Source organism: Microbacterium kyungheense, assembly GCF_006783905.1.
Classification (GTDB): Bacteria; Actinomycetota; Actinomycetes; order Actinomycetales; family Microbacteriaceae; genus Microbacterium; species Microbacterium kyungheense.
Genome location: NZ_VFPE01000002.1, coordinates 601,124 through 628,005 on the forward strand (window position 1 = coordinate 601,124; position 26,882 = coordinate 628,005).

At 71.0% G+C, this 26,882-nt stretch carries 25 protein-coding genes and 1 tRNA gene; 16 read left to right on the forward strand and 10 right to left on the reverse strand.

The features are described from left to right. Positions 1–7: 7 nt before the first annotated feature. Positions 8–274, forward strand: coding sequence for a DUF3039 domain-containing protein (locus FB391_RS09490; RefSeq protein ID WP_018171233.1), 267 nt, complete (start codon positions 8–10; stop codon positions 272–274). 13 nt (positions 275–287) lie between these two features. On the opposite strand, the gene FB391_RS09495 is transcribed toward FB391_RS09490, so the two are convergent. Beyond that, positions 288–1,622, reverse strand: coding sequence for a nicotinate phosphoribosyltransferase (locus FB391_RS09495; RefSeq protein WP_141894175.1), 1,335 nt, complete (start codon positions 1,620–1,622; stop codon positions 288–290). A gap of 41 nt (positions 1,623–1,663) precedes the next feature. On the opposite strand from FB391_RS09495, the gene murI reads away from it, so the two are divergent. From murI to FB391_RS09515, 4 genes are all read left to right on the forward strand, one after another. Beyond that, positions 1,664–2,506, forward strand: coding sequence for a glutamate racemase (gene murI, locus FB391_RS09500; RefSeq protein WP_141894176.1), 843 nt, complete (start codon positions 1,664–1,666; stop codon positions 2,504–2,506). Between the two features lie 30 nt (positions 2,507–2,536). Continuing rightward, on the forward strand, positions 2,537–3,277 hold the full coding sequence (gene rph / locus FB391_RS09505; protein ID WP_141894177.1) for a ribonuclease PH: 741 nt from the start codon (positions 2,537–2,539) through the stop codon (positions 3,275–3,277). Then, the gene (gene rdgB, locus FB391_RS09510) at positions 3,274–3,915 is read left to right on the forward strand and encodes an RdgB/HAM1 family non-canonical purine NTP pyrophosphatase (protein ID WP_141894178.1); all 642 of its coding nucleotides are present in this window, start codon (positions 3,274–3,276) and stop codon (positions 3,913–3,915) included. The genes rph and rdgB overlap by 4 nt, the downstream gene beginning before the upstream one ends. A gap of 86 nt (positions 3,916–4,001) precedes the next feature. Continuing rightward, complete coding sequence (locus FB391_RS09515; protein ID WP_141894179.1) at positions 4,002–4,913, forward strand: cation diffusion facilitator family transporter; 912 nt, start codon at positions 4,002–4,004, stop codon at positions 4,911–4,913. A gap of 6 nt (positions 4,914–4,919) precedes the next feature. On the opposite strand, the gene FB391_RS09520 is transcribed toward FB391_RS09515, so the two are convergent. Next, a complete protein-coding gene (locus FB391_RS09520; RefSeq protein ID WP_141894180.1) occupies positions 4,920–7,463 on the reverse strand; it encodes an ATP-dependent DNA ligase in 2,544 nt (847 codons plus the stop codon). Positions 7,464–7,535: 72 nt separating this feature from the next. Between FB391_RS09520 and ku the strand changes: the two genes are divergently transcribed. Then, positions 7,536–8,441 carry a non-homologous end joining protein Ku gene (gene ku, locus FB391_RS09525; protein ID WP_141894181.1) on the forward strand — a complete coding sequence of 302 codons (906 nt, stop codon included), beginning with the start codon at positions 7,536–7,538 and terminating at the stop codon, positions 8,439–8,441. A 9-nt stretch (positions 8,442–8,450) separates the two neighbouring features. On the opposite strand, the gene FB391_RS09530 is transcribed toward ku, so the two are convergent. The 3 genes from FB391_RS09530 to FB391_RS09540 form a co-directional block, all read right to left on the reverse strand. Further along, positions 8,451–9,230: a DedA family protein gene (locus FB391_RS09530; RefSeq protein WP_141894182.1), complete on the reverse strand. Its 780-nt coding sequence runs from the start codon at positions 9,228–9,230 to the stop codon at positions 8,451–8,453. A 43-nt stretch (positions 9,231–9,273) separates the two neighbouring features. Next, positions 9,274–9,355 (reverse strand) — tRNA-Leu (locus FB391_RS09535). A gap of 85 nt (positions 9,356–9,440) precedes the next feature. After that, a complete protein-coding gene (locus FB391_RS09540) occupies positions 9,441–9,680 on the reverse strand; it encodes a PLD nuclease N-terminal domain-containing protein (RefSeq protein ID WP_141894183.1) in 240 nt (79 codons plus the stop codon). A gap of 78 nt (positions 9,681–9,758) precedes the next feature. Here FB391_RS09540 and FB391_RS09545 point away from each other — a divergent pair, with 78 nt between their 5' ends. From FB391_RS09545 to FB391_RS09575, 7 genes are read left to right on the forward strand one after another with little or no spacing between them, the layout of a single operon-like run. Continuing rightward, complete coding sequence (locus FB391_RS09545) at positions 9,759–10,907, forward strand: TadA family conjugal transfer-associated ATPase (protein WP_185843020.1); 1,149 nt, start codon at positions 9,759–9,761, stop codon at positions 10,905–10,907. Next, the gene (locus FB391_RS09550) at positions 10,904–11,764 is read left to right on the forward strand and encodes a type II secretion system F family protein (RefSeq protein WP_141894185.1); all 861 of its coding nucleotides are present in this window, start codon (positions 10,904–10,906) and stop codon (positions 11,762–11,764) included. The genes FB391_RS09545 and FB391_RS09550 overlap by 4 nt, the downstream gene beginning before the upstream one ends. Further along, positions 11,761–12,690 (forward strand): type II secretion system F family protein, encoded by a 930-nt coding sequence (locus FB391_RS09555; protein ID WP_141894186.1) that lies wholly within the window; start codon positions 11,761–11,763, stop codon positions 12,688–12,690. Before FB391_RS09550 ends, FB391_RS09555 begins: the two co-directional genes overlap by 4 nt. A 28-nt stretch (positions 12,691–12,718) precedes the next feature. Then, positions 12,719–12,913, forward strand: coding sequence for a hypothetical protein (locus FB391_RS09560; RefSeq protein WP_141894713.1), 195 nt, complete (start codon positions 12,719–12,721; stop codon positions 12,911–12,913). A 15-nt stretch (positions 12,914–12,928) separates the two neighbouring features. Beyond that, a complete protein-coding gene (locus tag FB391_RS09565) occupies positions 12,929–13,351 on the forward strand; it encodes a TadE/TadG family type IV pilus assembly protein (RefSeq protein WP_246093439.1) in 423 nt (140 codons plus the stop codon). Continuing rightward, positions 13,326–13,814 carry a M35 family metalloendopeptidase gene (locus FB391_RS09570; RefSeq protein WP_141894187.1) on the forward strand — a complete coding sequence of 163 codons (489 nt, stop codon included), beginning with the start codon at positions 13,326–13,328 and terminating at the stop codon, positions 13,812–13,814. Before FB391_RS09565 ends, FB391_RS09570 begins: the two co-directional genes overlap by 26 nt. A 59-nt stretch (positions 13,815–13,873) precedes the next feature. Further along, a complete protein-coding gene (locus tag FB391_RS09575; protein WP_246093440.1) occupies positions 13,874–14,257 on the forward strand; it encodes a pilus assembly protein TadG-related protein in 384 nt (127 codons plus the stop codon). Between the two features lie 3 nt (positions 14,258–14,260). On the opposite strand, the gene FB391_RS19670 is transcribed toward FB391_RS09575, so the two are convergent. Continuing rightward, positions 14,261–14,914 carry a response regulator transcription factor gene (locus FB391_RS19670; protein ID WP_185843021.1) on the reverse strand — a complete coding sequence of 218 codons (654 nt, stop codon included), beginning with the start codon at positions 14,912–14,914 and terminating at the stop codon, positions 14,261–14,263. A gap of 118 nt (positions 14,915–15,032) precedes the next feature. Between FB391_RS19670 and FB391_RS19675 the strand changes: the two genes are divergently transcribed. Together FB391_RS19675 and FB391_RS09585 are read left to right on the forward strand one after the other, a co-directional pair. After that, entirely contained in the window at positions 15,033–15,407 is a 375-nt protein-coding gene (locus FB391_RS19675; protein ID WP_185843022.1) for a hypothetical protein, read from the forward strand. After that, on the forward strand, positions 15,331–16,932 hold the full coding sequence (locus FB391_RS09585) for a hemagglutinin (protein WP_141894190.1): 1,602 nt from the start codon (positions 15,331–15,333) through the stop codon (positions 16,930–16,932). The genes FB391_RS19675 and FB391_RS09585 overlap by 77 nt, the downstream gene beginning before the upstream one ends. Positions 16,933–17,008: 76 nt before the next feature. Here FB391_RS09585 and FB391_RS09590 read toward each other — a convergent pair whose 3' ends face one another. Further along, positions 17,009–17,401 (reverse strand): tautomerase family protein, encoded by a 393-nt coding sequence (locus tag FB391_RS09590; RefSeq protein ID WP_141894191.1) that lies wholly within the window; start codon positions 17,399–17,401, stop codon positions 17,009–17,011. Positions 17,402–17,640: 239 nt separating this feature from the next. Between FB391_RS09590 and FB391_RS09595 the strand changes: the two genes are divergently transcribed. Further along, positions 17,641–18,444: a serine protein kinase RIO gene (locus tag FB391_RS09595; RefSeq protein ID WP_246093441.1), complete on the forward strand. Its 804-nt coding sequence runs from the start codon at positions 17,641–17,643 to the stop codon at positions 18,442–18,444. 48 nt (positions 18,445–18,492) lie between these two features. On the opposite strand, the gene FB391_RS09600 is transcribed toward FB391_RS09595, so the two are convergent. From FB391_RS09600 to FB391_RS09610, 3 genes are all read right to left on the reverse strand, one after another. Then, on the reverse strand, positions 18,493–19,563 hold the full coding sequence (locus tag FB391_RS09600; RefSeq protein WP_141894192.1) for a substrate-binding domain-containing protein: 1,071 nt from the start codon (positions 19,561–19,563) through the stop codon (positions 18,493–18,495). Between the two features lie 124 nt (positions 19,564–19,687). After that, positions 19,688–22,795: an NPCBM/NEW2 domain-containing protein gene (locus tag FB391_RS09605; protein WP_141894193.1), complete on the reverse strand. Its 3,108-nt coding sequence runs from the start codon at positions 22,793–22,795 to the stop codon at positions 19,688–19,690. 177 nt (positions 22,796–22,972) lie between these two features. After that, positions 22,973–26,818, reverse strand: coding sequence for a S8 family serine peptidase (locus FB391_RS09610; protein ID WP_141894194.1), 3,846 nt, complete (start codon positions 26,816–26,818; stop codon positions 22,973–22,975). Positions 26,819–26,882: the final 64 nt, after the last annotated feature.

Consider the following 26,882-nt stretch of genomic DNA (forward strand, 5'->3'; position numbering starts at 1 on the left):
GCAGACCATGAGCACGCCCCTAGACAGCCCCGACCAGGGCGGTATCGCGACCCTCGATCGCGAGCTCGAAGAGCTCCTCAAAGAGGAGCAGATCGAGCCGGGCGATCACGAGCGCTTCTCGCACTACGTGAAGAAGGACAAGATCCTGGAGTCGGCGATCACCGGGAAGCCGGTGCGCGCCCTGTGCGGCAAGAAGTGGACGCCGGGCCGCGACCCCGAGAAGTTCCCAGTGTGCCCCACCTGCAAAGAGATCTACGAGTCGCTGCAGGGCTGAGGCTTCGACAGGTTCAACGACCGGGGCCCGCGTCGACGTAGACCGTCGGGATCGCGGGGTCGGACCGGCTGAGCGCGAGAGCCTTCACCGGAAGCTCCTCGCGCACCCGAAGATGGTGTGCGCGTGCAGCGGCGACGCCGGTGGGACCCTCGTGCGCGGCATCCACCTCGCCCTCGACGACCAGCGCCACCTGCAGCGACCGCGCGTCGGGGTGGGCGGCGGCGGTCTCGAGCTCTTCGAAGCCGTCCGACACGACGATGAGCTCGCTCGTGGCCGTGCCGGCTTCGAGCGTGCGGAAGGCGGCCTTGCGGCCCCCCTTTGACGCCTTGTCGGTCGACGCCTTCGCGACACCGACCCAGCCACCCGCCGCGTCCTGGCGAGCCACGAGCTTGTAGACCATGCCCGCCGTCGGGGTGCCGGAGCCGGTGACGACCGATGTCCCGACACCGTAGGCGTCGACGGGGGACGCCGCGAGCGCCGCGATCGCGTGCTCGTCGAGGTCGCTCGTCACGGTGATGCGGGTGGCGGTCGCCCCGAGACCGTCGAGCTGCTCGCGCACCTGGGCGGCCACGGTCGGCAGGTCGCCGGAGTCGATGCGGACGCCGCCCAGCCCCGTGCCGGCGACCCGGATCGCCGTGTCGACGCCCGTGCGGATGTCGTAGGTGTCCACGAGCAACGTGGTGTCGATGCCGAGCGCTGCGATCTGGGCGCGGAACGCGTCCTCCTCGGTGTCGTGCAGCAGCGTCCAGGAATGCGCGGCCGTTCCCATCGTCGGGATGCCCCACCGCCTGCCCGCTTCGAGGTTCGACGTCGCCCCGAACCCGGCGATGTACGCCGCGCGCGCCGCGGCGACGGCGGACGACTCGCCGGCGCGCCGCGAGCCCATCTCGGCGAGTGGGCGGTCGCCGGCGGCGACGCTCATGCGCGCCGCAGCCGTTGCGACGGCGGAGTCGTGGTTGAGGACGCTGAGCGCGAGCGTCTCGAGCACGACCGCCTCGGCGAACGTGCCCTCGATCGTCAGGAGCGGTGAGCCGGGGAAGTACAGCTCGCCCTCGCGGTAACCCGTGATCGAGCCCGTGAAGCGGTAGCCCTCGAGGAATGCCAGGGTGGCGGCATCCACCACCCGCCCGTCGCGGAGGAAGCGCAGCTCGTCATCGCCGAAGCGGAAATCGCGCAGCAGCGACAGCAGACGGCCGGTGCCGGCCACCACGCCGAAGCGGCGGCCACCCGACAGGCGCCGGCCGAACAGCTCGAACACGCAACGACGATGGGCGGTGCCGTCCCGGAGCGCGGCGTCGAGCATCGTGAGCTCGTAGCGGTCCGTCAGCAGAGCGGTCGAGAGGCTCATGCGGGCCAGCCTACTGAGCGCCTGGCGTAGGCTGGGGCATCGTGAACGACGCGCCGATCGGAATCTTCGACTCCGGAGTCGGCGGGCTCACCGTCGCGAGGGCCGTGTCGGCCCTGCTGCCGCGGGAGTCGATCCTCTACGTCGGCGACACCGCACGCTCGCCGTACGGACCCAAGCCGATCGCCGACGTCCGCCGCTACTCGCTCGAGGTGCTCGACGACCTCGTCGCACAGGGCGTGAAGATGCTCGTGATCGCGTGCAACACGGCCTCGTCGGCGATGCTGCGCGACGCCCGTGAGCGCTACGACGTGCCGGTGGTCGAGGTGATCAACCCGGCCGTGCGAACCGCGATGTCGACGACCCGCAACGGCCGCGTCGGCGTCATCGGCACCGCGGGGACGATCGGGTCGGGGGCTTATCAGGACATGCTGGGCGTCAACGAGCGCCTCACGGTGTTCGCTCAGGCCTGCCCGCGCTTCGTCGAGTTCGTCGAGAACGGCATCACCGACTCGCCGGAGGTGCTCGCCGTCGCCGAGGAGTACCTGGCCCCGCTGCGTCACGCCGGTGTCGACACCGTCGTGCTCGGCTGCACGCACTACCCGTTCCTCGAGGGGGCGATCAGCTACGTCATGGGGCCGGACGTCTCGCTCGTCTCCAGTGACACCGAGACCGCGAAGGACGTCTACCGCCAGCTGGTGTCGCGTGATCTGCTGGCGGGACCGGATGCCGAGCCCCGCCACGTCTACGAGGCCACCGGCGCATCCGCCGACGAGTTCCTGCGCCTCGCCCACCGTCTGATGGGCCGCGAGGTGACGGACGTGCGGCTGGTGCAGACCGGCGCCATCGACCTTCCCCGCTTCGACGATCCCGCCCGCCTCGGCTGAGGCATCCATCCCCCCCCGGAGGAGAACCGCATGACCGACATCACCCGTGCCGACGGCCGCCGCGTCGACGAGCTGCGCACCGTCACCATCGAACGCGGCTGGAGCGCCCAGGCCGAAGGGTCGGCGCTCGTCTCGTTCGGCGGCACCAAGGTGCTGTGCACGGCGTCGTTCACGAACGGCGTGCCGCGCTGGCTGACGGGCAAGGGCAAGGGATGGGTGACGGCCGAGTACGCGATGCTGCCGCGCGCGACCAACAGCCGCAACGACCGTGAGAGCGTCAAGGGCAAGATCGGCGGGCGCACGCACGAGATCTCGCGCCTCATCGGCCGGGCGCTGCGTGCCGTCGTGGACACCAAGGCCCTCGGTGAGAACACCATCGTGATCGACTGCGACGTGCTGCAGGCCGACGGGGGTACGCGCACCGCCGCCATCACCGGCGCGTACGTCGCCCTCGCCGATGCGATCGAGTGGGGCCGCGGCAAGAAGTTCATCGGCCAGAAGGCGCAGGTGCTGTTCGACTCGGTGTCGGCGGTGTCGGTCGGCATCATCGACGGCGAGCCGATGCTCGACCTCGCCTACGTCGAGGACGTGCGAGCCGAGACCGACATGAACGTCGTCGTCACCGGCCGCGGGCTGTTCGTCGAGGTGCAGGGCACCGCCGAGGGCGCGCCGTTCGACAAGCGTGAGCTCGACGCGCTGCTGGAGCTCGGCGTCAACGGCTGCGCCTCGCTGCGCGACATCCAGGCGGGCGTGCTCGCGCCGGCATCATGACCCGGTCCCCGAGCCTGCCGAAGGGGCAGCGACAGATCGTCCTCGCGACCCACAACCCGCACAAGGTCGACGAGTTCCAGGCCATCGTCGCCGCGACGCGCCCCGACATCGAGGTCGTCGGGTACGACGGTCCTGAGCCGGTCGAGGACGGCGTCACGTTCGCCGACAACGCGCTGATCAAGGCGCGCGCGGCCGCCGCACACACCGGGCTGCCGGCGCTCGCCGACGACTCCGGCGTGTGCGTCGACGTGCTGGGCGGGTCGCCGGGCGTGTTCTCGGCTTACTGGGCCGGGCACGCGAAGGATGCCGTCGCCAACCTGAACCTGCTGCTCGACCAGATCTCCGACATCGCCGACCCGCACCGGGCCGCGCAGTTCGTCTCGACGATCGCGCTCGTCGTGCCGTCCGCCGACGGCGGCGCTCCCGCCGAGCACGTCGTCGAGGGCGTGTGGCCGGGCCGCATCGCGACCGCGCCGTCGGGCGCCGGCGGCTTCGGCTACGACCCGGTGTTCGTGCCCGACGGGCAGGAGCCCGGCGCCGAGCGCAGCGTCGGCGACTGGACGGCCGAGGAGAAGAACGCGGCATCCCATCGATCGCGGGCGTTCGTGGCGCTGGCGCCGCTCCTCTCGTCGCTCTGACCCTCCGGCTGGGAGTGAGAATCACGATCATTCCCGACTAGGCAGCACGGGGTTCGGCGCTGCCGGTGCGGGCTTAGCCTGGGCTCATGCACGATCACGCGCCCATCGGGATCCGGGGCTCCGGCAACCGCCGGCTGCTCGCGATCTCGCTCGGGATCACCTCCACCGTCATGGTGGTGCAGGTGATCGGGGCCGTGCTCTCGGGCTCGCTCGCCCTGCTCGCAGATGCCGCGCACATGTTCACAGATGCGGCCGCGCTCATCGTCGCGCTCATCGCGAGCACGGTCGCCGCGCGCCCGGCCAACGACCGCCGCACGTTCGGCTACCAGCGCGCCGAGGTGTTCGGGGCGCTCGTCAACGGGATCATCCTGATCCTGCTGTCGGCGTGGGTGGCCTTCGAAGGTGTCACGCGCCTGCTGCACCCCGCCGATGCCGACGTGCAGGGCGGCCTCATGCTCGTCGTCGCGATCGTCGGCCTCGTCGCCAACGGGATCGCGATGTGGCTGCTGAGCTCCGCGCAGCGGCACAGCATCAACGTGCGCGGTGCGTACATCGAGGTGATGGGAGACCTCATCGGCTCTGCCGCCGTGATCGTGGCGGCGGTGGTCGTCGTCACCACCGGGTGGGACCAGGCCGATGCGATCGCCTCGCTCTTCATCGCCGCCATGATCGTGCCGCGCGCGATCAGCCTGCTGCGCGAGGTGGGGTCGGTGCTCTCGGAGTCCGCGCCCCAGGGCACGCACGTGCAAGACATCCGCGCGCACATCCTGCGCACGCCGGGCGTGGTCGACGTCCACGATGTGCATGTCTGGCAGCTCACCCGCGGCGCCCCCGTATTCACGGCCCACGTGGTCGTCGACGAGGATGCGCTCGCAGACGGCCGGGCCGCCGGCATCCTGAGCGGACTGCAGAGCTGCCTGTCGGAGCATTTCGACGTGGAGCACTCGACGTTCCAGCTCGAACCCGCCGGTCACGTGGAGCACGACGCCCACGCCTGAGGCGCGTCAGTTCTCGCGGCGCACGTCGGCGGGGGACTTGTCGGGCCGCAGCCCTCGCCACCGCGGGTGACGCAAGATGCCCGCGGGCGTGAACTCGCCGTACTCGACCTCGCCGACGAGCTCCGGCCGCACCCAGAGGGCGTCGCGCGCGTCGGCGGGGGGAACCCCGACCAGCGGATTCTCATCGGTGCGCAGCGGCGTGAGTGTGCGCATGAGCGTGGCGAGCATCGAGTCGCTGAAGCCGGTGCCGACGCGACCGGCGTACTGCAGGCCGTTCGCGCCGGGGATCCCGAGCAGCAGGGAACCGAAGGTCCCCGACCGTGCGCCCTTGCCGGGGCGGATTCCGGCGATCACCACTTCCTGCGTGCTCGTGTGCTTGACCTTCAGCCATGCCTCCGACCGCCGCCCGCGCAGGTACGGCGACGCAGGGTCCTTCACGACGATGCCCTCCAGCCGCAGCTGTGCGCTGGTCTCCAGTGCCGCATCGACGTCGTCGAACACCGGCGGGACCGCGATCGCATCGACGGATGCCGCCGCCACCGCCTCGAGCACGTCACGCCGCTCGCGCAGGGGCAGGTCGGCCAGGTCGTCTCCGTCGTGAGAGAGCGCATCGAAGAGGTAGTAGCGCACCGGCGTGCGCCGCGCCTCTCGGGCGATGTCGCCCGCGCGTTCGAGGTTCATGCGGGTCTGCAGCAGCGGAAAGCTCGGGCGTCCGTCGGGCTCGAGCGCCACGAGCTCGCCGTCCACCACGCAGGGCTGCGCGCCCAGTCCGGCGTCGACGTCGGTGAGCTCGGGGTAGCGGTGGGTGATGTCGTTGCCGCTGCGGGCGTACAGGCGCAGCCGCTCGCCGTCCCACGCCCCGACGGCGCGGATGCCGTCCCACTTCATCTCGACCCACGCCGGGTCGCCCCACCGTCGGGCAGCGGTGCGCGCCAGGTCCGGCGTCGCCGACGTGGCGAGCATCGGGAGCAGCTCGGCGGCGGTCGGAGCGGTGACGGCGCGGCCGAGAACAGGTGTTCCGGCGAGCACAGGCCGATGTGCGCCCGATCCGCCTGTATCCGGCGAAACACCTGTTCTCGGCGCACGAGCGGGCGGCGGTTCGTCGGCCTGAGCGCTCGGTTCGACGACGAGGCCGTCCGGCTGGGCGCGCCCGTCGGCGTCGGTCTTCATGCGGTGCAGCAGCCAGCTGGACTTCTCGCCCTCGCCCTCGGTGCGGATGAGGGCCAGGCGCACGCGTCCAAGTGGCCCGCCCGGCCGCCCCTCCAGCGTCGCGATGATCTCGTCGTCGCGCCACTTCTCCAGGTCGTACCTGCCGTCGTCCCAGATCGTGACCGTGCCGCCTCCGTACTCGCCGGCGGGGATCGTCCCCTCGAAGGTCGCGTACTCCATGGGGTGGTCCTCGGTCATCACGGCCAGGTTGTTGCGGCGGGACGAGTGCGGGACCCCGCGAGGAACCGCCCAGCTGACGAGGACCCCGCCGTGCTCGAGCCGGAAGTCCCAGTGCAGCCGTGACGCATGGTGCTCCTGGACCACGAAGCGGGGCCGTTCGTCGCCCGGCGACGCTCCAAGTGGGTTGGCGGGCACGGGCTCGGGCGTGCGGTCGGCGCTGCGCTTCGCGATGTACGCCGACAGGGGGCCGGACTCCGCCTCGCGGCCGCCGGCGTGGAAGCCCAGCGGCGCCATCGGGTCGCCGATGTCGTCGAGCCGCTCGAGCACCTCGGCGAAGTCGAGGTGCCGCAGCCCGGGGTCGTCGAGCTCGTCCCACGTGCGCGGGGCGGCCACCGTGGGGTGCGCACGGCCGCGCAGCGAATACGGGGCGATCGTGGTCTTCGAGCCGTTGTTCTGGCTCCAGTCGATGAGCACCTTGCCGTGCCGCTCGGCCTTCTTCATGCTGCTGACGACGAGGTCGGGGTGGTCGGCTTCGATCGCGCGGGCCAGTTCGTTCGCGAGCGCCGAAGCCTGCTCGGTCGACTGCCCGGGCGGCAGCGCGGTGTAGAGGTGGATGCCCTTGCTCCCGCTGGTGACCGGGAACGGTTCGAGGCCCATTCCCTGCAGGATCGTCCGCGCCCAGCCCGCGACGAGGGCGCATTCCTGCAGGCCGACGCCAGGGCCGGGATCGAGGTCCAGCACGAGGCGGTCCGCCGGGCCGCGCCCGCCGTCGGGCGCGAACCGCCACTGCGGCACGTGCAGCTCCAGGCTCGCGACCTGCGCGAGGTACACGAGGGTCGGCACGTCGCCGACGAGCGGATACTCCTTGGTGCCCGTCGAGTGGGGGATGGGCATGCGCCTGACCCACGAGGGCGCCCCGCGCTCCAGATCCTTCGCGAAGAACACCATGCCGGGATCCGCCTCGGTGCCCACCCCGTCCGGCCACCGCTTGCGGGTCACCGGCCTGCCGATGACGTGGGGGATGAGCGCGGGCGCGACGCGGGAGTAGTAGTCGATCACCTCGCCCTTGGTCGTGCCCGTCTCGGGGTACAGCACCTTGCCGAGGTTCGTCAGACGCAGGCGGCGGCCATCGATGCGCACCAGCTGCTCGTCGCCCGCCATGGGGTCAGAGTATCGGCGACGCGCGGCGCAAGGGGGTGGCTCGCTGTCGGCGCCCTGGTGTTCACTGGTGGGGTGAGAGCGATCTGGAAGGGTGCGCTGACGTTCGGACTCGTGAACGTCCCGGTCAAGGTGTACGCCGCGACCGAGGACCACGACGTGTCACTGCATCAGGTGCACAACAAGGACGGCGGTCGCATCCGCTATCAGCGGGTGTGCGAGATCGACGGCGAGGTCGTGCCGTACTCCGACATCGACAAGGCGTACGACGACGGCGAGAAGACGGTCATCCTGACGAAGGAGGACCTCGAGTCGCTGCCCGCCGAGCGCAGCCGTGAGATCGACGTGGTCGAGTTCGTCCCGAGCGAGCAGATCGACCTGCTGACGCTCGACCGCGCGTACTACCTCGAACCCGACTCGAGCTCGCCCAAGGCCTACGTGCTGCTGCGCAAGACGCTCGAGCAGACCGATCGGACCGCCGTGGTCCGATTCTCGCTGCGGCAGAAGACACGGCTCGCGGCCCTGCGCGTCCGCGGCGACGTCCTGGTGCTGCAGACCCTGCTGTGGGCCGACGAGGTGCGCGAGGCGGCGTTCCCGGCCCTGGATGAGAGCGTTCGGATCTCGGCGAAGGAGCTGGAGCTGTCGGCATCCCTCGTCGAGAGCTTCTCCAGCGACTTCGACCCCGAGGAGTTCACCGACGAGTACCAGGCAGAGCTGCGCACCCTGATCGACGCGAAGCTCGAGAAGGGGGACGCGGTCGACACCTCCGAGACGTTCGGCGAGCAGGAGGAGCAGGAGGCCGGCGGCGAGGTCATCGACCTCATGGCCGCGCTGCGCGCGAGCGTCGAGAAGTCGCGCGCGGCTCGCGAAGGGGGTGCGTCCGAGAAGAAGAAGGATGCCTCGACCCCCGCGAAGAGCAAGGGCGAGGCATCCACCAAGAAGCCCGCCGCCAAGAAGACGGCGAAGAAGAAGGCGTCCTGACGCCGGGACTCAGGCCCGCGGGGCCTCGCCGCGCTCAGGACCCCGCTCGAACACCTCGGGATCGAGGACGAGTGCCTCGGCCTCGGCGTGGTCGGTGACGACGTCCTTGCCGGCGGCCGCCTCCTTGCGGGCCTTGTTGCGCTCGCGCAGGTAGTGCCACAGCGTGACGACCGCGGTGCCGCCGACCGCGGCGAGCAGGATGAGGTCGATGTAGTTCTCGACGAACGTGGCCACCGGCGGGATGAACCCGATGAGGTAGCCGAACATCGTGAGCCCGAAGCCCCACAGGACGGCGCCGATGAAGTTGTAGAGCGTGTACATCCACTTGTTCATGTGGCCGATGCCCGCGGCGACGGGCGCGAAGGTGCGGACGATCGGCACGAAGCGGGCGAGGATGACCGTGATGCCGCCGAAGCGCTCGAAGAACGCGTTGGTGCGTTCGACGTTCTTGACGCTGAAGAGTCCCGACTCCTTGCGTTCGAAGACGGCGGGTCCGCCCTTGTGGCCGATGTAGTAGCCGACTTCGCCGCCGATGAAGGCCGCGAGGCCGATGAGCAGAGCGACCCACCACACGCTGAGGCCGAAGATGCCGTGGGGCGCCTGCGGAGTCGCGTGCGACAGCAGTCCGGCGATCACCAGCAGCGTGTCGCCGGGCAGGAGGAAGCCGATGAGAAGGCCCGTCTCGGCGAAGACGATGAAGCACACGACGACGAGCGCCCAGGGGCCCGCCCATTCGATGATGGCGGCGGGATCCAGCCAGGGGATCAGAGCGGTGGGAACAGCGTGCACGGTTTATCCCGTCGTAGGTCGGCGGAGGATGCGAGAGTTCGCGTGCGGAAGGTGGGACTTGAACCCACACGCCCGAAGGCACAGGAACCTAAATCCTGCGTGTCTGCCGATTTCACCACTCCCGCAAGTGGGTCTCAGTCTACTGAGGCGGCTGACGATCGGTTGTGGGGCTGACCCCCGTATCGGTCGGCGGCCGACGCCGCGTCGGCATCAGCGCCGGATGCCGAACAGGAAGTAGCTGGCCGGGCCGATCCAGTTGACGAGGATCGCGGGGATCCAGGCGGCCTTGGGGCCGCGCACCTCGTCGGACTCCCGGTGCGCGAGGTCCCAGAAGGCGAGGAACGCGAAGGCCACCTGCACGATGCCGGCGAGACCGAGGCCGGCCTGCACCTGGGGAGAGAGCTCTTTCTTCGCCTGCGTCATCTTCGTCCTTCCGTCGGTGGGTTCCATCCTGCTCCTCCCGGGCGACGCCCGCACGTCTGTGGATAACTTTCCGGCCGCATCTGCGTTTCTTGCGAGGATGCTCCGGTGACCTCCCCGACCGCACCCGTCGCGACCCTCGTCGCGGAGCGGGTGCGGGAGCGGCTGAGGGCCGAGCGCTCCGATCCGACGCGCGACCCCGAGTTCGCCGCCCAGGTTGCGCGGTACGAGGTGCGCCGTCACAACGACTTCGCCCTCGCCCGCGGCCTCGCGACCGTCGACGACGAGGCCGCGTGCGTGCGGGATGTGCTGGCCGTGGTCGCCGGATATGGTCCGCTGCAGGCCTATCTCGACGATCCGACGGTCGAGGAGCTGTGGATCAACGCTCCCGACCGGATCTTCGTCGCGCGCGGCGGCGTCGCCGAGCGCACACCGCTCAGCCTGACCGACACGGCGGTGCGGGACCTCGTCGAGCGGATGCTGCAGTCCAGCGGTCGCCGGGTCGACCTGAGCCAGCCGTTCGTCGACGCCTCGCTGCCGGACGGCTCGCGTCTGCACGTCGTGATCCCCGACATCACGCGTCGCCACTGGGCGGTCAACATCCGCAAGTTCCTGCCCGCGTTCCGCGACCTCGGCCGACTCGTCGCGGCCGGGTCGCTCGCTCCATCCGCCGCCGCACTGCTGCGCGACGCCATGGTCGACGGCCGCTCCGTGCTCGTCTCGGGAGCGACGCACGCGGGCAAGACGACGCTGCTCGGCGCCCTCATCGCGGCGTGCCCCTCCGAGCACCGCATCGTGACGGTCGAGGAGACCTTCGAACTCGCGGTCGGCGCGCCCGACATCGTCTCGCTCCAGGGCCGGCAGCCCAGCCTCGAAGGCACCGGCGAGGTCACGCTGCGTCGCCTCGTCAAAGAGGCTCTGCGCATGCGCCCCGATCGCCTCGTCGTCGGCGAGGTCCGCGACGCGGAGGCCCTCGACCTGCTGCTCGCACTCAACACCGGCGTTCCCGGAGCAGCCACCATCCATGCCAACTCGGCCCGCGAGGCGCTCGGCAAGCTCGCGGCGCTGCCACTCCTCGCCGGGCGCAACATCGACTCGGCCTTCGTGCTGCCTGCGGTGGCGGCATCCGTCGATCTCGTCGTGCACTGCGAGCGCGACGCCGCGGGCGCTCGCCGCGTCGTCGAGATCGTCGCGCCCACGGGTGTCGATGACGGGATCATCGCGGCGCGGACACTGTATCGGGCGGGTCCGGCATGACGTTCGTCTGGGGCGCGGTGCTCGCCGCCGGCGTGCTGCTCCTCGTGTCGCCGTGGCTGTGGCCCGCCGGCCGACGTGCCACCGCGCAGCGCGCCCGGCGTGGCCGGATGGCGAGACTGCTCGAGGACGCCGGCATGGCCCGGATGTCGCCGACGTCGCTCGTCGTCCTCGCCGGGGTGTGCGCCCTCGTGCTCGCGGCCGTCGCCTGGCTCGTCGCGCCGGTGCCGGCCCTCGCCGGCGTGGCCGCCGCGGCCGGTGCGATCTTCCCGTTCGCGTGGCTGCGTGCTCGCTGCTCTCGGCTGATGCGCGTGCGCCGAGGGCTCTGGCCCGACGTCTGCGACCTGCTGATCGCATCGGTGCGCGCGGGCATGTCGCTTCCGGATGCGGTGTCGAGCCTGGCGGAGTCCGCTCCCGTCGAGCTGCGCGCCGCGTTCGCGGCGTTCGCCCGTGACATGGCCGCCTCGGGCCATTTCGACTCCAGCATCCAGCGGTTGAAGGCCAACCTCGCCGACCCTGTCGCCGACCGCATCGTCGAGACGCTGCGCATGGCGCGCCAGGTCGGCGGCACCGAGCTGACCGCAGTGCTCCGTGCCCTGGCGTCCTCGGTGCGTGCCGACGCGGCATTGCGCGCGGAGGTCGAATCGCGGCAGTCGTGGATCCGCGGCGCCGCGGTGCTCGGCGTCGTCGCGCCGTGGGTGATCCTCGCACTCCTGGCGATGCGTCCGGAGGGTGCGCGCGCCTACGCGAGCCCGACCGGCATCGCCCTCATCGTCGTCGGCGCCGCGGTGTCCGTCGTCGCCTACCGCTTGATGCTGCGACTGGGACGGCTGCCGGAACCACGCAGGTGGTTCGGATGATCGCCTTCACCTCGACCGATCTCGCCTACGCGGTCGTGCTGGGCACGGCGTTCGGCATCGGCGTGTGTCTGCTCGCCTCCCTGGCGCCCCGCTGGGGTGCGCCCAGCCTGGCGCGCCGCATCGCTCCGTACATCCGCGACGTCACCGATGCGCGCGGACTCGACGTCGCGGGTGGCGCGCCCCTGACCACCCGCGCGTGGACGCCGCTGCTGCGACTGCGCCTCATGCGGCTCGCGGGAGGCGACGCGGTCCTCGGCCAGCGGCTGCGCCGCGCGGGCTGGACGATCGACCCGGCGCGCTTCCGCGTGCGCCAGCTCGCCTGGGCGCTCGGCGGGCTCGCGCTCGGCGGTGTGGTCGTCGTCGCGCTGGTGCTCGTCGGCCGCGGTTCGCCGGTGCTCGGCCTGCTGCCGCCCGTGGCCGCGGTGGCGGGGGTGCTCGGCTACGACGCCTGGCTCTCGCGCGCCGCCCGTGCGCGAGCGGCGCGGATCGAGGAGGAACTGCCGACCGTGCTGGAGTTCCTCTCCCTGTGCCTGTCGGCGGGCGAGGGCATCCTCGACTCGCTGCGACGGGTGAGCGAGATCGGCGCCGGCGAGCTCACGAGCGAGCTGCGCGGCGTGGTCGTCGCCGTCGGCACCGGCTCGCCGCTGTCGGAGTCGCTCACGCGCCTCGCCGCCGGGCTGGAGATCCCCGCACTCACCCGCTCCGTCGATCAGCTCGTCGCGGCCATCGACCGCGGCGCCCCGCTCGCGCACGTGCTGCAGGCACAGGCGCTCGATGCCCGCGAGGATGCGAAGCGCACGCTGATCGAGCGCGCGGGTCGCAAAGAGATCTACATGCTCTTCCCACTGGTGTTCCTGATCCTCCCGCTGAGCGTGCTCTTCGCGGTCTTCCCGGGGATCTTCATGCTGCGACTCGGACTCGGCTGACGCCGGAAAGGAAATCATGAGAGATCGGATGCTGCGCCTCGTGGCGCGACTGCACGCGGCGGTCGACGACCTGGCCGACGACGAGCGCGGCGACGTTCCCGGGTGGGTGCTCATCACGCTGATGACGGCCGGGCTCGTCGTCGTGATCTGGGCCGTCGCGGGGCCCGCGCTGGCGGATCTGTTCGACCAGGCGCTCAAGCGCGTCTCGGGCGCGGGTCTGTAGCCCGTGCGCGCCGGCGTGGCCTGTCTCGCAGCGGGCGTGCGTGCCCGGCTGCAGGCGGAGCTCGGCGACGAGGCCGGCGCGAGCCCTGTCGAGTTCGTGCTCGTCGGCACACTGCTGACCGCCCTCACTCTCGCCGTGCTCCAGTTCGGGCTCGCAGTGTACGTGCGCAATGTCGTGCACGACGCCGCGGTGGAAGGCGCCTACGAGGCCGCGCTCGCCGACACGACGCTCGAGGACGGCGCACGCCGCACGCGCGACATCGTGACGCGCACGGTGGGTGCCGAGTACGCGACCGACGTCCGCGTCCGCGAGACGACGGCGCTCGGCCACGATGCCGTCGAGGTCCGCATCACGACGACCCTTCCGCTCATCGGCCTGCTAGGTGCGCCGCGAGCGCTGGAGGTGACGGCGCATGCGCCCGTCGAATCGTTCGACTGACCCCGCGTCACCCGCAGCACACGCGGCCCCGCCGGACGAGCCCGACCGCGGATCCGCGGCGCTGGAGTTCATCCTCATCGGCCTGCTCCTGCTCGTGCCGCTCATCTACCTCATCGTCGCCCTCGGCCTCATCCAGGGCCAGAGTCTCGGTGCCGAGGCTGCGGCTCGTCACATCGCGCGCGCGGTGTCGACCGCGGCAGACGCCTCTGATGCGCGCACTCGCGCGGACGCCGTCCTCGCCGCGGTCGCAGAGGAGTACGGCCTTGACGACGTCGACCTCTCGGTGGAGTGCACGCCCGCCGGCGCGGCGTGTCCTCGAGCCGGCGCCGCGCTGCACATCACCGTCCGCACCACCGTGACGCTGCCGCTCGTGCCGCCCGTGCTCGGCCTCGACGATCTGGCGGCCATCCCCGTCGAGGCGACGTCGGTCCAGAAGGTCTCGCGATTATGGAGCGAGGGGTGAGCCGTCGTCTGAGGGACGCCCTGCGACGGCGGCCGCAACCGTGCGACGACGAGGGGAGTGTGCTGCTGCTCACCCTGGGCTACGGAGTGCTCGCGATCGCCGTCATCCTGGTCTGCACGGCGGCCACCAGCCTCTATCTGGCCCAGAAGCAGCTCGATGCAGTGGCGGATGCCGCGGCTCTGGCCGCGGCGGACGGCTTCGAGCTCGCCGTGTCGGACGACGGTGCGATCGCCGTGCTGTCCGATGCCGACGTCGAGCGCGAGGCACGGACGATGATGGCCGAGATCGGCGGTGACGCGAGCCTCGTCTCCGCCGACTCCCCGGACGGCACGTCCGCGCGCGTCACGGTCGCCGGCGTGTGGCACCCTCCGGTCGTCACGGTCTTCGTGCCCGACGGTGTGCGGCTGGAAGCGACGGCGACCAGCCGGACCGCCTTGCGCTGACGCCTACGCGCGCGAACCGTTGCCGTTGCCGTTGCCGTTGCCGTTGCCGTTGCCGTTGCCGTTGCCGCTGCCGGCGCGCGCCGCCAGTGCCACCGCCTCCATGCGGGAGTGCACGCCGAGCTTCATGAGCAGGTTCTGCATGTGCGCGCCGACGGTCTTGATGCTGATGCCCATGGCCGTCGCCACCTGCTTCTGGGTGAGACCCTCCGTCGTGTGGGCGAGCACCTCGCGTTCACGCTGCGTCAGGGCCGACAGCCGGCGCAGGTCGGCGGTGGCGTTGCGGGCGGGCTTGGTGCGGTCGATGAGGCGGCGCACACGGGCGAGGAACTCCTCGGCATCCATCGACTCGGCCGCGTAGTCGTCGGCCCCGACGAGCAGCCCCGCCACCACGTCCGCGGGTGTGACGCGCTCCGCCGAGACGAGCACCGCGGGCATGTCCGGCCCGTACCGGTCGCGCAGCTCCCGCAGGAACCCGCAGCCGCCGTCCTCGACCTCCAGGATCGCCACGGCCGGTGGCGTCGCATTGAGCGAGGCGGCGGCATCCACTGCTCTTCGGAAGGCTGCCGACGGCAGTCCCAGACGGCGCAGCAGCGCCACATAGTCGGCTCTCACGTGGTCTCCGGCGACCACCAGCGCGAATGCCTCTTCCGTGCCCACGATTCCCTCCCGAAATCGCGTGCCTCGCTGGGACGGGCGCCCTAGGGAGTTTCCCCAAACTCCCAGCGCCAAGACCCGATGGCCGCGTCCCCACGCGGTTCCTAGCCTAAGGCCAGCAATGGCCTGGGGAAAGGGGAAAGCCATGCGCAGAGGGATGCGGCGGCGCGCGCTCGCCGCCGGGATCGCCGGCTGTCTGGTCGTGGGGGTGATCGTCGGCGCAGCGTCGGCGGCATCGGCTGCGGTCATCGGCCCGTACAACATCGACGGGACCGTGCCGGATGCCGGCGCGACCTCGTACACCGACCCGAACGGAAACACCAAAGAGCTCGGGCCGCTCAATTCCAGCACCACCAAGATCGGAGTCATCCACAACGACGCACTGCCCACACTCGACCTCACCAAACCCGAACGCCCAGGTGGACCTGAACCAGGTGTGGCTCGCGACGCAGCGCGTCAGCAGCAAGGACTACCTGTACTTCGCGTGGCAGCGTGACAAAGAGACCGGCAGCGGCTTCATCGCCTACGAATTCATGAAGGCTGCGGCGCCCACCGCTTGCGCCTACGGTTCGGCGACCGACGCGCAGCTCATCGCAGGCTGCAACCCGTGGGCCAACCGTCAGGCCGGCGACTTCATGATCCTGTGGGACCAGCAGGGCGGCAGCACGAAGCTGTACGTCCGCACCTGGTCGGGCACCGCACCGAACCTCACGTTGAGCCCGCTGAGCGAGCTGCCCGCGGGCACCTACGACGCCAAGTACAGCACCGACGGGTTCCGCGGCGAGGCAGCCATCAACCTCACCGACAACGGCATGGGATCGGGCGGGTCGTGCCTCGCGTTCGCCAACGTGATCCCGAGCACGGTGACCGGCAACTCCGACACGGCCGACTACAAGGACACCGTGCTGCAGAAGATCTCGCTGAGCAACTGCACGTCCAAGACCGAGACCGTGGCGTCCACGGCCGCGGGCACGCCGCTCGGGTCATCGGTGTCGATCGGCACCGGCGTGGTCGAGGTGAAGGACGTGGCGACGGTGACGGCGGTCGGCGGCAACTCCGTTCCCGCCGGCAGCGTGGCGTTCTCGCTGTGCAAGACCAGCGCCGGGGCGTGCATCCCCGCGACGGTCACGGCTGTCGGGACGGTCGCGCTCACCAACGGGTCTGCCACCTCGCCGTCCGCGTGGGTGACGTCAGCGGGCAGCTACTGCTGGCACGCCGTGTACGGCGGCGATGCGGCGCAGAACATCCCCGGGTCGAGCGACAACGGCACGAACGAGTGCTTCACGGTCACCCCGGTGACACCGACGCTGTCGACCACCGCGAGCGACGATGTCGTGCTCGGCAACGCGGTGAGCGACCAGGCGGTGCTGGCGGGGACGGCCACGCAGCCGACGGCGAAGATCATCGAGACCTCGGCGCCGCAGAACCTGACGCCTGCCGGCGGCAGCATCGTGTTCACGGCGTACGGACCGGGTGACGTGTGCAGCGGCACTCCCGCCTACACGTCGGGACAGGTGCCGGTGAGCGGTGACAAGACGTACGCGAACGACACCACGTTCGTGCCCACGGAACCGGGCACCTACCACTGGGTCGCGGTGTACAGCGGCTCGTCGCCCAACACCAACGGCGTGACGCACAACGCGGACTGCTCGGACGGCGACGAGGACGTGACGGTCGACACCGTGCCGTCGTCGATGACGACCGCGCAGACCTGGGTGCCGAACGACTCGGCCACGGTCTCGGCCTCGGCCGGCGGCAACGTCAAGGGAACCCTGACGTTCTCGCTGTTCGCGACCAACAACTGCACGGGCGCGGTGGTCTACACGACCACGGCGTCGCTCGACGGCGCGTCGCCGCAATCGGGTTCGACGGCGAACACCACGGCCGTCACCGCCTCGGGCGAGTACTCGTGGCAGGTCAGCTACCACAGCGACAACCCGGCGCAGCGGCACATCGCCGCCAGCTGCCACGAGACGTCGTCCTTGACGATCGCGAACGGAGGGACCGCCTCCAGCGACTGAGGATCCCGTCCCCCGTACGGGATGCGGCGGCCGTGGGCGATGCCCGCGGCCGCCGTCATGCGCGCCAGGCGGTGCGCTAGACCTCGACCGTGAAGCCGAGCTCGGCGTCCGCGGCGGGCACCCCGCCGCTGCCCCAGTTCTCGAACGCGCTCTCGCGCAGCAGGATGGAGACCTTCTCGCGGGGGATGCCGAACGGCTCCAGTCGTTCGACGATCTCGCGGTACAGGGCGCGCTTGGCCTCGAGGGAACGCCCGGGGAAGCAGTCGATCGTGACCCGGGTGTAGCCGTCGGCGACGCCCGGCGCGGGGCCGTCGACCATGCGGTGCGGCGGGTACGAGACGAGGCGGCTGAACCGGTCCTCGTCGGGGATCCGGAACGCAGCCACCAGACTCGCGTGGACGGCGTCGATGAGGGCGACTTCTTCGGCGGGGGAGTACTCCCGCCGGACTTCGATGAGCACGCTCGGCATGCGCCCACGATAGGGGAGCCGGCTCACGGTCGCTCGGGCGGGGGATGGATGCCGCACCGCGGCTTCCGCTAGAGTGAGCCCGATCGGTGCTCCGGCACCCTGGAACGGAAGGAGGTCGCATGATGGTTGCCTTTGTCGCGCCCCAGACCCCTTCCCTTCCTTTCGAGGTCGCCCGCACCCGTTGACCGTCGGCGGCCTCCTGCTCTGGAGTCCATCCGATGTCATCTGCACCCTTCGACGTGCCTTCTGCAATCCTTCCGCCGGACCTCGAGCCCGGCCTTGATCAGCGCTGGTCGACGTGGCCGGCGTCTCCGCCCACGCAGCGCGGCCCGCTTCCGCATCCGGCGTGGGTCATCACCGCCTCCGGCGCCTTCGACACCGAGCTCGGCGTCGTCAAGACCGGCAAGGAGGCCGATGTCCACCTCATCGAGCGGGCCGTCCCGGGGACGCGGGGCGTGCTGCTGGCCGCGAAGCGCTACCGCGGCGCGCATCACAGCGACTTCCACCGTTCCGGCTCGTACGAGGAGGGCCGCTCGATGCGCAACACCCGTGACGCCCGTGCCGTCCACCGCAAGACCTCTTACGGACGCGCTGTGGCCGCCGGGCACTGGGCCGCGAGCGAGTTCGAAGCCCTGTGCCGCGCGTGGTGTGCCGGTGTGCCCGTGCCGTACCCGGTGCAGGTGAGCGACACCGAGGTGCTCATGGAGTTCATCGGCGACGGCCGCACCGCCGCGCCGCGGCTCGCACAGAGCCGGCGGCACGGCGAGGAGCTCCGCGACGCGTTCGACCAGGTCGTCGCGATCCTCGGGGCGTTCGCGCGCGCGGGATTCGCACACGGCGACCTCTCGCCGTACAACCTGCTCGACCACCACGGGCGCATCGTCGTGATCGACCTGCCGCAGATCGTCGACGTCGCCGCGAACCCGCAGGGCTACGACTTCCTCTACCGCGACGTCGTCAACGTGTCGACGTGGTTCGCGCGGCGCGGTCTCGAGAACGATCCCGAAGAGGTCTTCGCCGACCTGGTAGCGATGATGTGGTGATCCGCCCGACGGGGGAGTGGATGCCGCGCCCGCCGCAGCGGCCTCGGCTCAGGTGGATTCGCGCACGTTGAGCGCGGGTGTGAGCTGGATCCGCTGCGACGGCGCCAGGTCACCCTGCTCGAGCCGGGTCAGGCAGGCCTCGAGGGCGCGGCGGCCCACGGCGAGCTTGGGTGGCGCGATCGCCGTCAGCGGCACCGTCGCGAACGACGCGATCTCGTCGTCGTAGGCGACGATCGCGAAATCCTCGGGGACCCGCAGCCCACGGCCCTCGGCGATGCCGAGCAGGCTCACAGCGAGGTCGTCGGGCAGCACGATCGCCGCCCGGATGCCCGCGTCGAGGCAGTCGTCGAGGAATGCCCGCAGCACATCGGACGTGGACCCGTCGCCCCATCGCAGCGACGGTGCGAACACGACGGGGGCCTCTTCCATGCCGTGGCGGCGGGTGGCGCGCGCGTGGCCCTCGGCCACCCAGGGTGCGGTGGCGGTCTCGCGCAGCAGCAGGCCGACGCCGCGGTGCCCGCGCTCCGCCAGGTGGTCGACCGCGAGCTGCGCGCCGAAGCCGTGATCCGAACGCACCGAGTCGACGCGCAGCGCGGTCGGCGCGCCGTCGGCCGAGCGCTCGACGAGCACGACCGGGGTGCGGATGTCGCCGATCGCCTGCCAGGTCGTCCCGTCGTCCATCCCCGGTCGCGCCGTGACGAGCATGATGGCGTCCACGCCCCCGGCATCCAGCCGCGAGAGCTGGTGGATCTCCTCCCGCGGGTCGTAGTTCGTGGTGCCGAGCACGATGCGGATGCCGGCCCCACGCGCCGCTTCGCCGACGCCCCGGATGACGGGCGGGAAGTAGTAGGCGGCATCCGGGACGATGAGGCCGATCGTCGCGACAGGGCGCGAGACGGACCCGATGCGGCGCGAACCCGTCGCGGGGGCGTCGGCCGTCTCGGGCAGGACGGCCCCGCCGTGCACCCGGCGGACGAGGCCGCGCTCGGCGAGGACGGCCAGGTCGCGCCGGATCGTCATGCCGCTGAGATCGGTGCGGCGCGCGAAGTCCGCGACCTCGAGCCGGCCGCGCAGGACGATCTCTCGCAGGATGCGCTCCCTGCGCTGCTCGGCGATCATCGGCTCACCCTAACCCGTGCGTGTTCGTCGACCCGTGCGTTCGTGTGCGGTCCGCCGAGCGGCGGCCCGTCCGGGCCGGCGGCGGGGACGACGCGTGCGCGCCGCCCCCGCCGCCGAGTCGGCATCAGCGACAGCCGATCCCGGTGTACGGCACCACGGTGGTGGTGCGTGCGCCGTCCGAGGTCGAGGCGACCACGGAGACGTCGCCGTCGGCGAGGACGTCACGGATCTTGAACGACGACCGCGTGTCCTTGCCGGGGTTGAGCTTCACCTTGACGTCGTCGCCGAGCACGGTGTCGACGGCCACCGTGATGGGGGCGTCGTCATCGTTCGAGACGGTGACGTGCACCCACGCGTTCGGCCCACGGCACTCGGTCGTCACGGACGTCGTGGTCGGCACGGCACTGCCGGCGAGCTTCATCGCGAACAGGCTGAGGCCCTCGCCGGTCACCGGGCTGCCCTCGGGGAGCGTCACCGACGCCACCGGCTTGCCCGACAGCGGGATGCGCTGCGCGAACACCGACGCGGGTGCCGTGACCGTGGAGATCGTGCCGCCGAGGTAGGGCTTGGTCCGCTGCAGGTACGACCCCGCAGCGGCGAGCACGACCGTGTCGGCGGCATCCGTCGACGCGTCGCTCCACAGCGGCAGTGAGATCTGCACCTGTTCGCTCGTGCCGTCCTGGTAGTGCACCGTCGCCGTGCCCGACGAAGCCGCACCGGCCGAGAAGCCGGCGACGACGAGCTCGTCGCCCTCGCCGTCGAGCGACACCTGCTGTCCGGCGACCTTGACGGCGTCGGGGGTTCCGACGGCGGCCGGGTGCCAGTCCAGCTCGGCTCCGAACACGCCGGCCTTCTCGCCCACGACGAGTCCCGCGCCGGCGAGGGCCTCGGCCGAGAACACGCGGTAGTCGGTGGTCACGGCGCCGTTGCGCGGGTTGGCCGACGAGGCCACCGCGGTCTGGTTGACCAGCGCGTCGAACGGCAGCGGTGCGACCTCGGCACCCGCTCCCTGGTACGCGCCGATGTTCGGGGTCGCGGGGACGGGGTTGCCGAAGAAGTCGCGCTCGCCGGCATCCGCGATCGCAACGCCCGCGCCCAGCAGCGGCGAACCGACGGCGAGCTCGTAGCCGGGGAGCGCCCGGGTGAGCTGTCCGCTGCCCGCAGCGATGAGCTGCGGGTCGCCGACGATCGCGCCGGTCTCGGTCGCCGGAGGCTGGATGCCGCCGAAGTACGCGTTGTTCGCGTACACACCGTTCGTCGTCTTGAGCGATCCGCCCGTGGCGATGATGATGTTGTTCTTCACCTCGCGGGGCGCGGTCATGTCGTCTTCGAACGGCCGGTTCAGGCACGAGAAGGTGTTGTTGTAGATCAGGTGCAATCCGGGTCCGCCGCTCGCCCCGCCGAGGCGGCAGTCGTCCTGCGAGACGTTGTAGCGCAGGATCGCGTTGGTCGTCGTGGATGCGGTGCCGCATCCCGAGATGCAGTCCAGGTAGAACCCGCCCGCGTTGCCGTACGAGTAGTTGTACTGGAACGTGCAGCTGCCCTTGATCTTCATGTCGCAGTCCCAGGCGGTGGAGTCGTAGGTCGATCCGACGCTGTTGCCCACCACGTTGTACTGGAACAGCGGATCGACCGAGTTGTACGGCCACATGCCGGCGAAGTTGCCCTTCAGGAACGGGTACTCGCCGTGCCCGAGGTCGATCGCCGAGTTGTACTCGATGACCGGCTTGTCGGAGTTGTGGATCACGATGCCGTCGCCGCCCACCGCGCGGATGTCGTTGCGCGCGATGTACACCTTCTCGTTGTAGTGCTTGGTGGTGTCGGGCGCCGACAGCTTGATGCCGCCCGCCGCGGTGTCGTTCACGACGTTGTCGGTGACGGTGATGCCGTCGAACCAGCCGATGCCGTCGCCGAGCACCGAGATGCCCGCCGAGCGCGAGAAGGCGTTGCCGAGGCTCGTCTTGTCGGACCAGCCGGCGACCTTCTCGACGTGGTTGCGCGTCAGCACGACCCCGCTGCGCTTGGTGCCGTCGTTGATTTCGTAGAGGATGCCGACACGTCGCTGGTCGGGGGTGCCCGGGTTGACCACGTGCATGCCGTCGACCGTCCAGTTGCTGACGTTGAGCAGGTGGATGCCGGCGAGCGCGCCGTCTCCGTTGATCGTGGCCTCCGCGTCGCCGTCGCCGTAGGGCGAGACGGTGATCGGCGCGGTGCCGAGGCCCGAGCCGGTCGGGGCGAAGGTGCCGAGGCATTCCGCGCCGCGCTTGAAGCGCACCGATTCGCCGGGCTGGAACGGCTGTACGCCCGAGAGCTGCTCGAGCGACGTGAACGGCGCGGCCTCGGAACCGTCGCCGGTGCCCGTGGCCGAGCAGTCGACGAAGTACGCCGTGTCGGAGACCGCGACGACGTGCGCGGCGATCTCGCCCTGCGCGATGGCGCCGAACAGGGACTCGGCGCGCGCGGTGATCGCGTACTCGCCGGCGGCAGTGCCGGCGGGCACCACGAACGAGGCGGTGGCGCGCCCGGCGTCATCGGCGTTCGCGACGACCTCGGTTCCGGCGAAGCCGACCGTCACCGGCACCTGCGCGTTCGCACCGGTCACGGTCACCGTCACGGGTGAGCCTGCCGCCAGGAGCGAAAGGTCGACATCGGCTGCGGCCGTCACGGTGAGCGGCTGAGCCAGGTAGCCGTCGGCGCAGTTGATCCGCAGGTCGGCCCAGTCGGCGTGATCGTTGCCGTTGCCCTCGGGGCCCGGCTCGGCGATGAGCTCGACGGTGCTCGCGCCACGGAGATCCAGGTTCAGGCGGCCGGCAGGGTCCGTGCCGCCCCGCGCCATGCGGAACTTCTCGGCGCCGTCGATCTTGACCACGAAGTCGACGCGGCCCTTTCCCGACTGGCTGTCGTCGATGCCGACGTAGCCGAGCAGCTGCGTGCACTGCTGCGCGACGTCGTAGACGACACGGGCGGGCGCATGCGTGCCGAGGCCCTTGGGGTACTGCACCCCGCGGATCGACTGGATGGTCCGGGTCGTGTCGGGCACGGCCTTCGCGCCGTTGCTGAAGTCGCGCTCGACCGGTCCCCAGCCGTTGTCGGCCGAGACCCAGTCGAGGTCGCTCGCGTAGTGGATGTCGCCGGCGAGGCCGTCGGCGGCGAGAGCGGGCGCCGGAGCGCCCGTCAGACAGAGGGCGCCGACGGCTGCTGCGACGAGCAGCTCGGTCCGTTTCCTGGGCAAGGGATTCCTCCTCGAATCTCACGGTCCGCCGCCCGGGGTGGGCGGGAGCCGCAGTCATCGTGTCAGCCGCTGTGCGCTTGCGCGATCGAAATGAACAGAAGTGAACATGACCGACCCGACCGAGTCGACGAAGGCCCCGTCGCGGGAGCGCCGGGGCCTTCGTTCGGGATCCCTGTGTCAGCGGACGCCCTTGGCCGGGGTGGCCTGGAACGCACGCTCTATCTCCTGCGAGAACGTGTTGCCGGCGGCATCCTTCGCCGTGACGCGCAGGTCGATCCACCCTCCCTTGTCGGACACCGGGATCTTGGCGGTGTACCCGCTCACCCATGCACGGCTGGCGACGAAGATGTCGCCGTCGCCCTCGACTGCTCCGGTGGGGGCGTCGGCCTCGGCCGGGCTCAGCGAGACCGGCTGCCACTCGCCGTTGCCGGCGCGGACCTCGAGGGTGGCCTCGGTGATCGCGCCGGCGGGCGCGGTGCCTGCGACGTGCCCGAGTTCCAGACCCAGCGCGATGGCAGACCCCTTCTTGCGCCCCTCGCCCGCGAGGTTCGCCGCGTTGACGTCGAGGTCGTAGTACGCCTGGATCATCGGCAGCAGCCGGTTGTTCCAGTCGCCCAGCTTGCCCTCAGACCGGAACGTCCAGTCGCTGACCGTCCTGGTGGATCCGGCGAGGTGGGTGCCGTCGTGCGTCGCCGTGCTGACCACGCGCCATTCCTGCTCACCGTCGGGCAGCTCGAAGACGTTCGCTCCCTGGTGCTCGGCCTGCTTGATCAGCTGCCCATCGAGGTACACGTCCGTCGACTGGTGCACCGTCGAGGGCTCGATCCAGGTGTCGAACGTGCCGGTGTGCTCAGCGTTGCCGCCGTCGGCCCAGCTGGGGATGTTGACCTGCGCGTAGTCCGAGACGCGATAGGGAACCCAGAAGCCGGTGGCGACGTACGGCCGCACGATGCCGCCGAAGTACTCCTCCGACATCCGCGCGCCCGGCTCGTACGTGCGCAGCTTGTCGCGGATCTCCCACATCACCGACATCACGGCGACCCACTGGTTCCATCGGAGGTTGTCGGTGTTCACCCACTCGGCTCGGTCCATGCCGCGCTCGGCGACGTAGGGGAACCCGGTTCCGTACTGCGCCCCCGGCACGAAGTCGTACCGGAACTCGCCGAGCTGCTCCCGCTGGCCGTGGTAGCGCGTGTCGATGCGGGCGAGATCCTTCGACGAGTGGCGGTAGGCCAGGTTCTCGGGGATCTCACCGTCGGCGTACTCGGCGATGTCGTAGACGACCTTCGTCGAGGGCACGCCGACGGCAGACAGCGTCACCTTCTTCTTGTTCGCCAGTTGCGCGACGAGCGCGCGCCCGTCGACGCCGCTGATGCCCGCGACCGGAATGCCGACGTCGCTGAAGTCGGTCTCCGAGCCGACCCAGTCGCTGAGCTCGCCGTCCTGGTCGTTGGCGAGCAGCAGCAGCTTCACCCCGGCGGCAGCGGCGTTGGCCGCCTGCTGGGATGCCGACAGCTCGGCGGTGCGCGTCACCACGGCGATCTTGCCGGCGACGCCGGCGGCGGCGAGCTGCTCGGGTGTACCCGTCCCGCCGTCGACGGCCGTTGACTTGAAGGAGCCGTCCAGCAGTGTGGAACCGCCGAGCACGATCAGGTCGAGAGGCGTCTTGCCTGCCGTCACGGTCAGCAGCGGCGTCTGCAGGCGCCACCGCGTCGTGAAGCTGAAGCCGGCGTCGTCGATCTTCATCGGCTGCGCCCACATCTCGTCGGTCTTCACCGGCATCATCGCGCTCGCGAGGAAGTCGCCCACCTTCATGTCCATGCGGCGGTGCACCGCGTCGAGCCCGTCGGCGCCGACGTCGACGGTGACCTCCTTGGCGGTGCGCGCGTCGAGGGCCACCGTCCGGTTCTGGTCGAGCTTCAGCGTGGGCTCGCCGACGAGGACGCTGGCGACGGTGTCGGGAGTCCGGTCGAGCTCCATGAACGACACGACCGAGTAGTCGCCCTTCATGAGGCGCAGCGTGGTCTCGCCACCGACGTAGATCGGCTCGGCGAACTGCGTGGCCGGGTTCCACAGGAACGCGTAGGTCTCGGCCGGGTCGCCCTCGAAGTCCGTCGCGGTGATCGTCAGGTCGTACCGCTCCGCTTCCGAGATCGTTCCCAGGGCGGTCCGCGCCGCCGGCTGGCCGTCGACGAGCGCGACGAGTGCCCCCGACAGCTGCGTGCCCGCGGGAACCTTGGCGGGGTCGACGGTCATCGTGACCGCGCGGGTCTCGCCGGCGGGGATCGTCAGCGCCTCCGCGTCGAGTGTGAGCGCGTCGAAGGCGATGCCGCTCGCGAGAGGGCCGGGGCCTGCGCCGCCGCCTGGCGTGGTGTCGGTGAGCGAGGCCTCCAGCGCGACCGTGATGTCGGCATCCGTGCGGTTCGTGTACTCGATCGTCCGGGTCACCGGAACAGGCGCCTCGCCCCAGGCGAGCATGCCGAAGTCGCCCGAGCCCGCCGCCACGACGGGTGCATCGAGCGCCGCCGCGACGTTCACGACGCCGGTGCCGCCCTGGTACGGCGTGTACCCGAGGTCGACCGCCGTGCTGGCCAGGGCCGCCTTGAGCTGATCCTGGGTGTAGTCCGGATGCGCACCGAGCAGGATCGCTGCGGCGCCGGCGACATGGGGCGTCGCCATCGACGTACCGCTCATCGAGATGTACGACCCCGAGCCCGCGCTGTCGGCCGAGCGTGCGGCGGTGACATCGTTGCCGGGACCGGTGAGGTCGGGCTTCATCGCCCCCGAGCGCGCCAGCGGACCCTGGCTCGTGAAGTACGACAGGGAGCCGGACGGGTCGTCGACCGACCCCACGGTGAGCGCTTCGGCGGCGGAGCCCGGGGCGCCGATCGTCTCGGCTGCGCCGGCGTTGCCGGCCGCGACGACGAACAGCGCGCCGGTGGACTCCGAGATCCGGTTGAGTGACTCGGCCATGAGGTCCTTGCCGTCCGAGGCCTCGGTCGAGCCGAGGCTCATCGACACGATCGGAGCGTGCTGGCCGGCCCATTCCATCGCCTCGATGATCCACGAGTCCTGGCCGTAGCCGTCGGCGCCGAGGACCTTGCCGACGAGCAGCTGCGCGCCGTCGGCGACCCCGCGGTGTGTGCCTGCGCTGGCGGCGCCCGTGCCGGCGATGGTCGACGCGACGTGCGTGCCATGGCCGTTGGGATCCGCGTCGACCTCTTCGCCGGGGACGAAGCTCTGCGATTCCGGGCTCACGCGGCCCTGCAGATCGGGGTGGGTGTCGTCGTATCCCGTGTCGAGCACCGCGACGGTGACTCCTTCACCCGTGTACCCCTCGGCCCAGGCGGCGGGCGCGTCGATGTACGGCACGCTCGAGTCGAGCGTCGCCTTCACCTTGCCGTCGAGGTGGATGGCCTGGATGCCGCCGGCCAGCGTCGGCGTGGCCGAGAGGCTGCGGGCGGTCGGAGCGGTGAGCGCCTGCCAGGCCGCGGCCGAGTCGTCATGGCCGAGGGTCGCCGCAGCGCCGCCGATGCTCGCGAGGGGCGTCTGGACGTCGAGCCCGGGGACGGGTGCCGAGAACGCGCGCGCCGTCGCGTCGTCCTGCTCGACGATGACCGGCGTGGCGTCGACGGACGCGTCGTCGTAGCCGTAGTCCAGCAGCAGCGAGACGTTGAAGAGGTCTTCATCGAGCGCACCCGCCGCGAGGTAGGGCATGGCACCGTCCGGCACCACGTGCAGATCGTCGCCGACCTCGTAGGTCTTCACGCCGGCGCCGTCGACGGCGGTGTCGACGAGCACGGTGTGGGTGCCGTCCGACATGTCGGTGACGGTGACACGGTCGCCGGTGATGAGGGTCACGGCGTGCGATTCGCCGGCAGTCGCGCTGGGCGCGGCCGCGGGCGCGGGGGTGGCCGCCGCAGGCAGGGACGCGAGGCCGATGCCTGCGATGCCGATCGCCAGTCCGCTTGTGGCGGCGACGATCGGGCGCAGGCGGCGGCCGATGGGCTGGGGTCGTGTCATGCGCGAGCCTCTCGGTTCGGGGTGGGGGATCCGTACGCCCCAACTTTCGCGGCCTGCCCGCCTA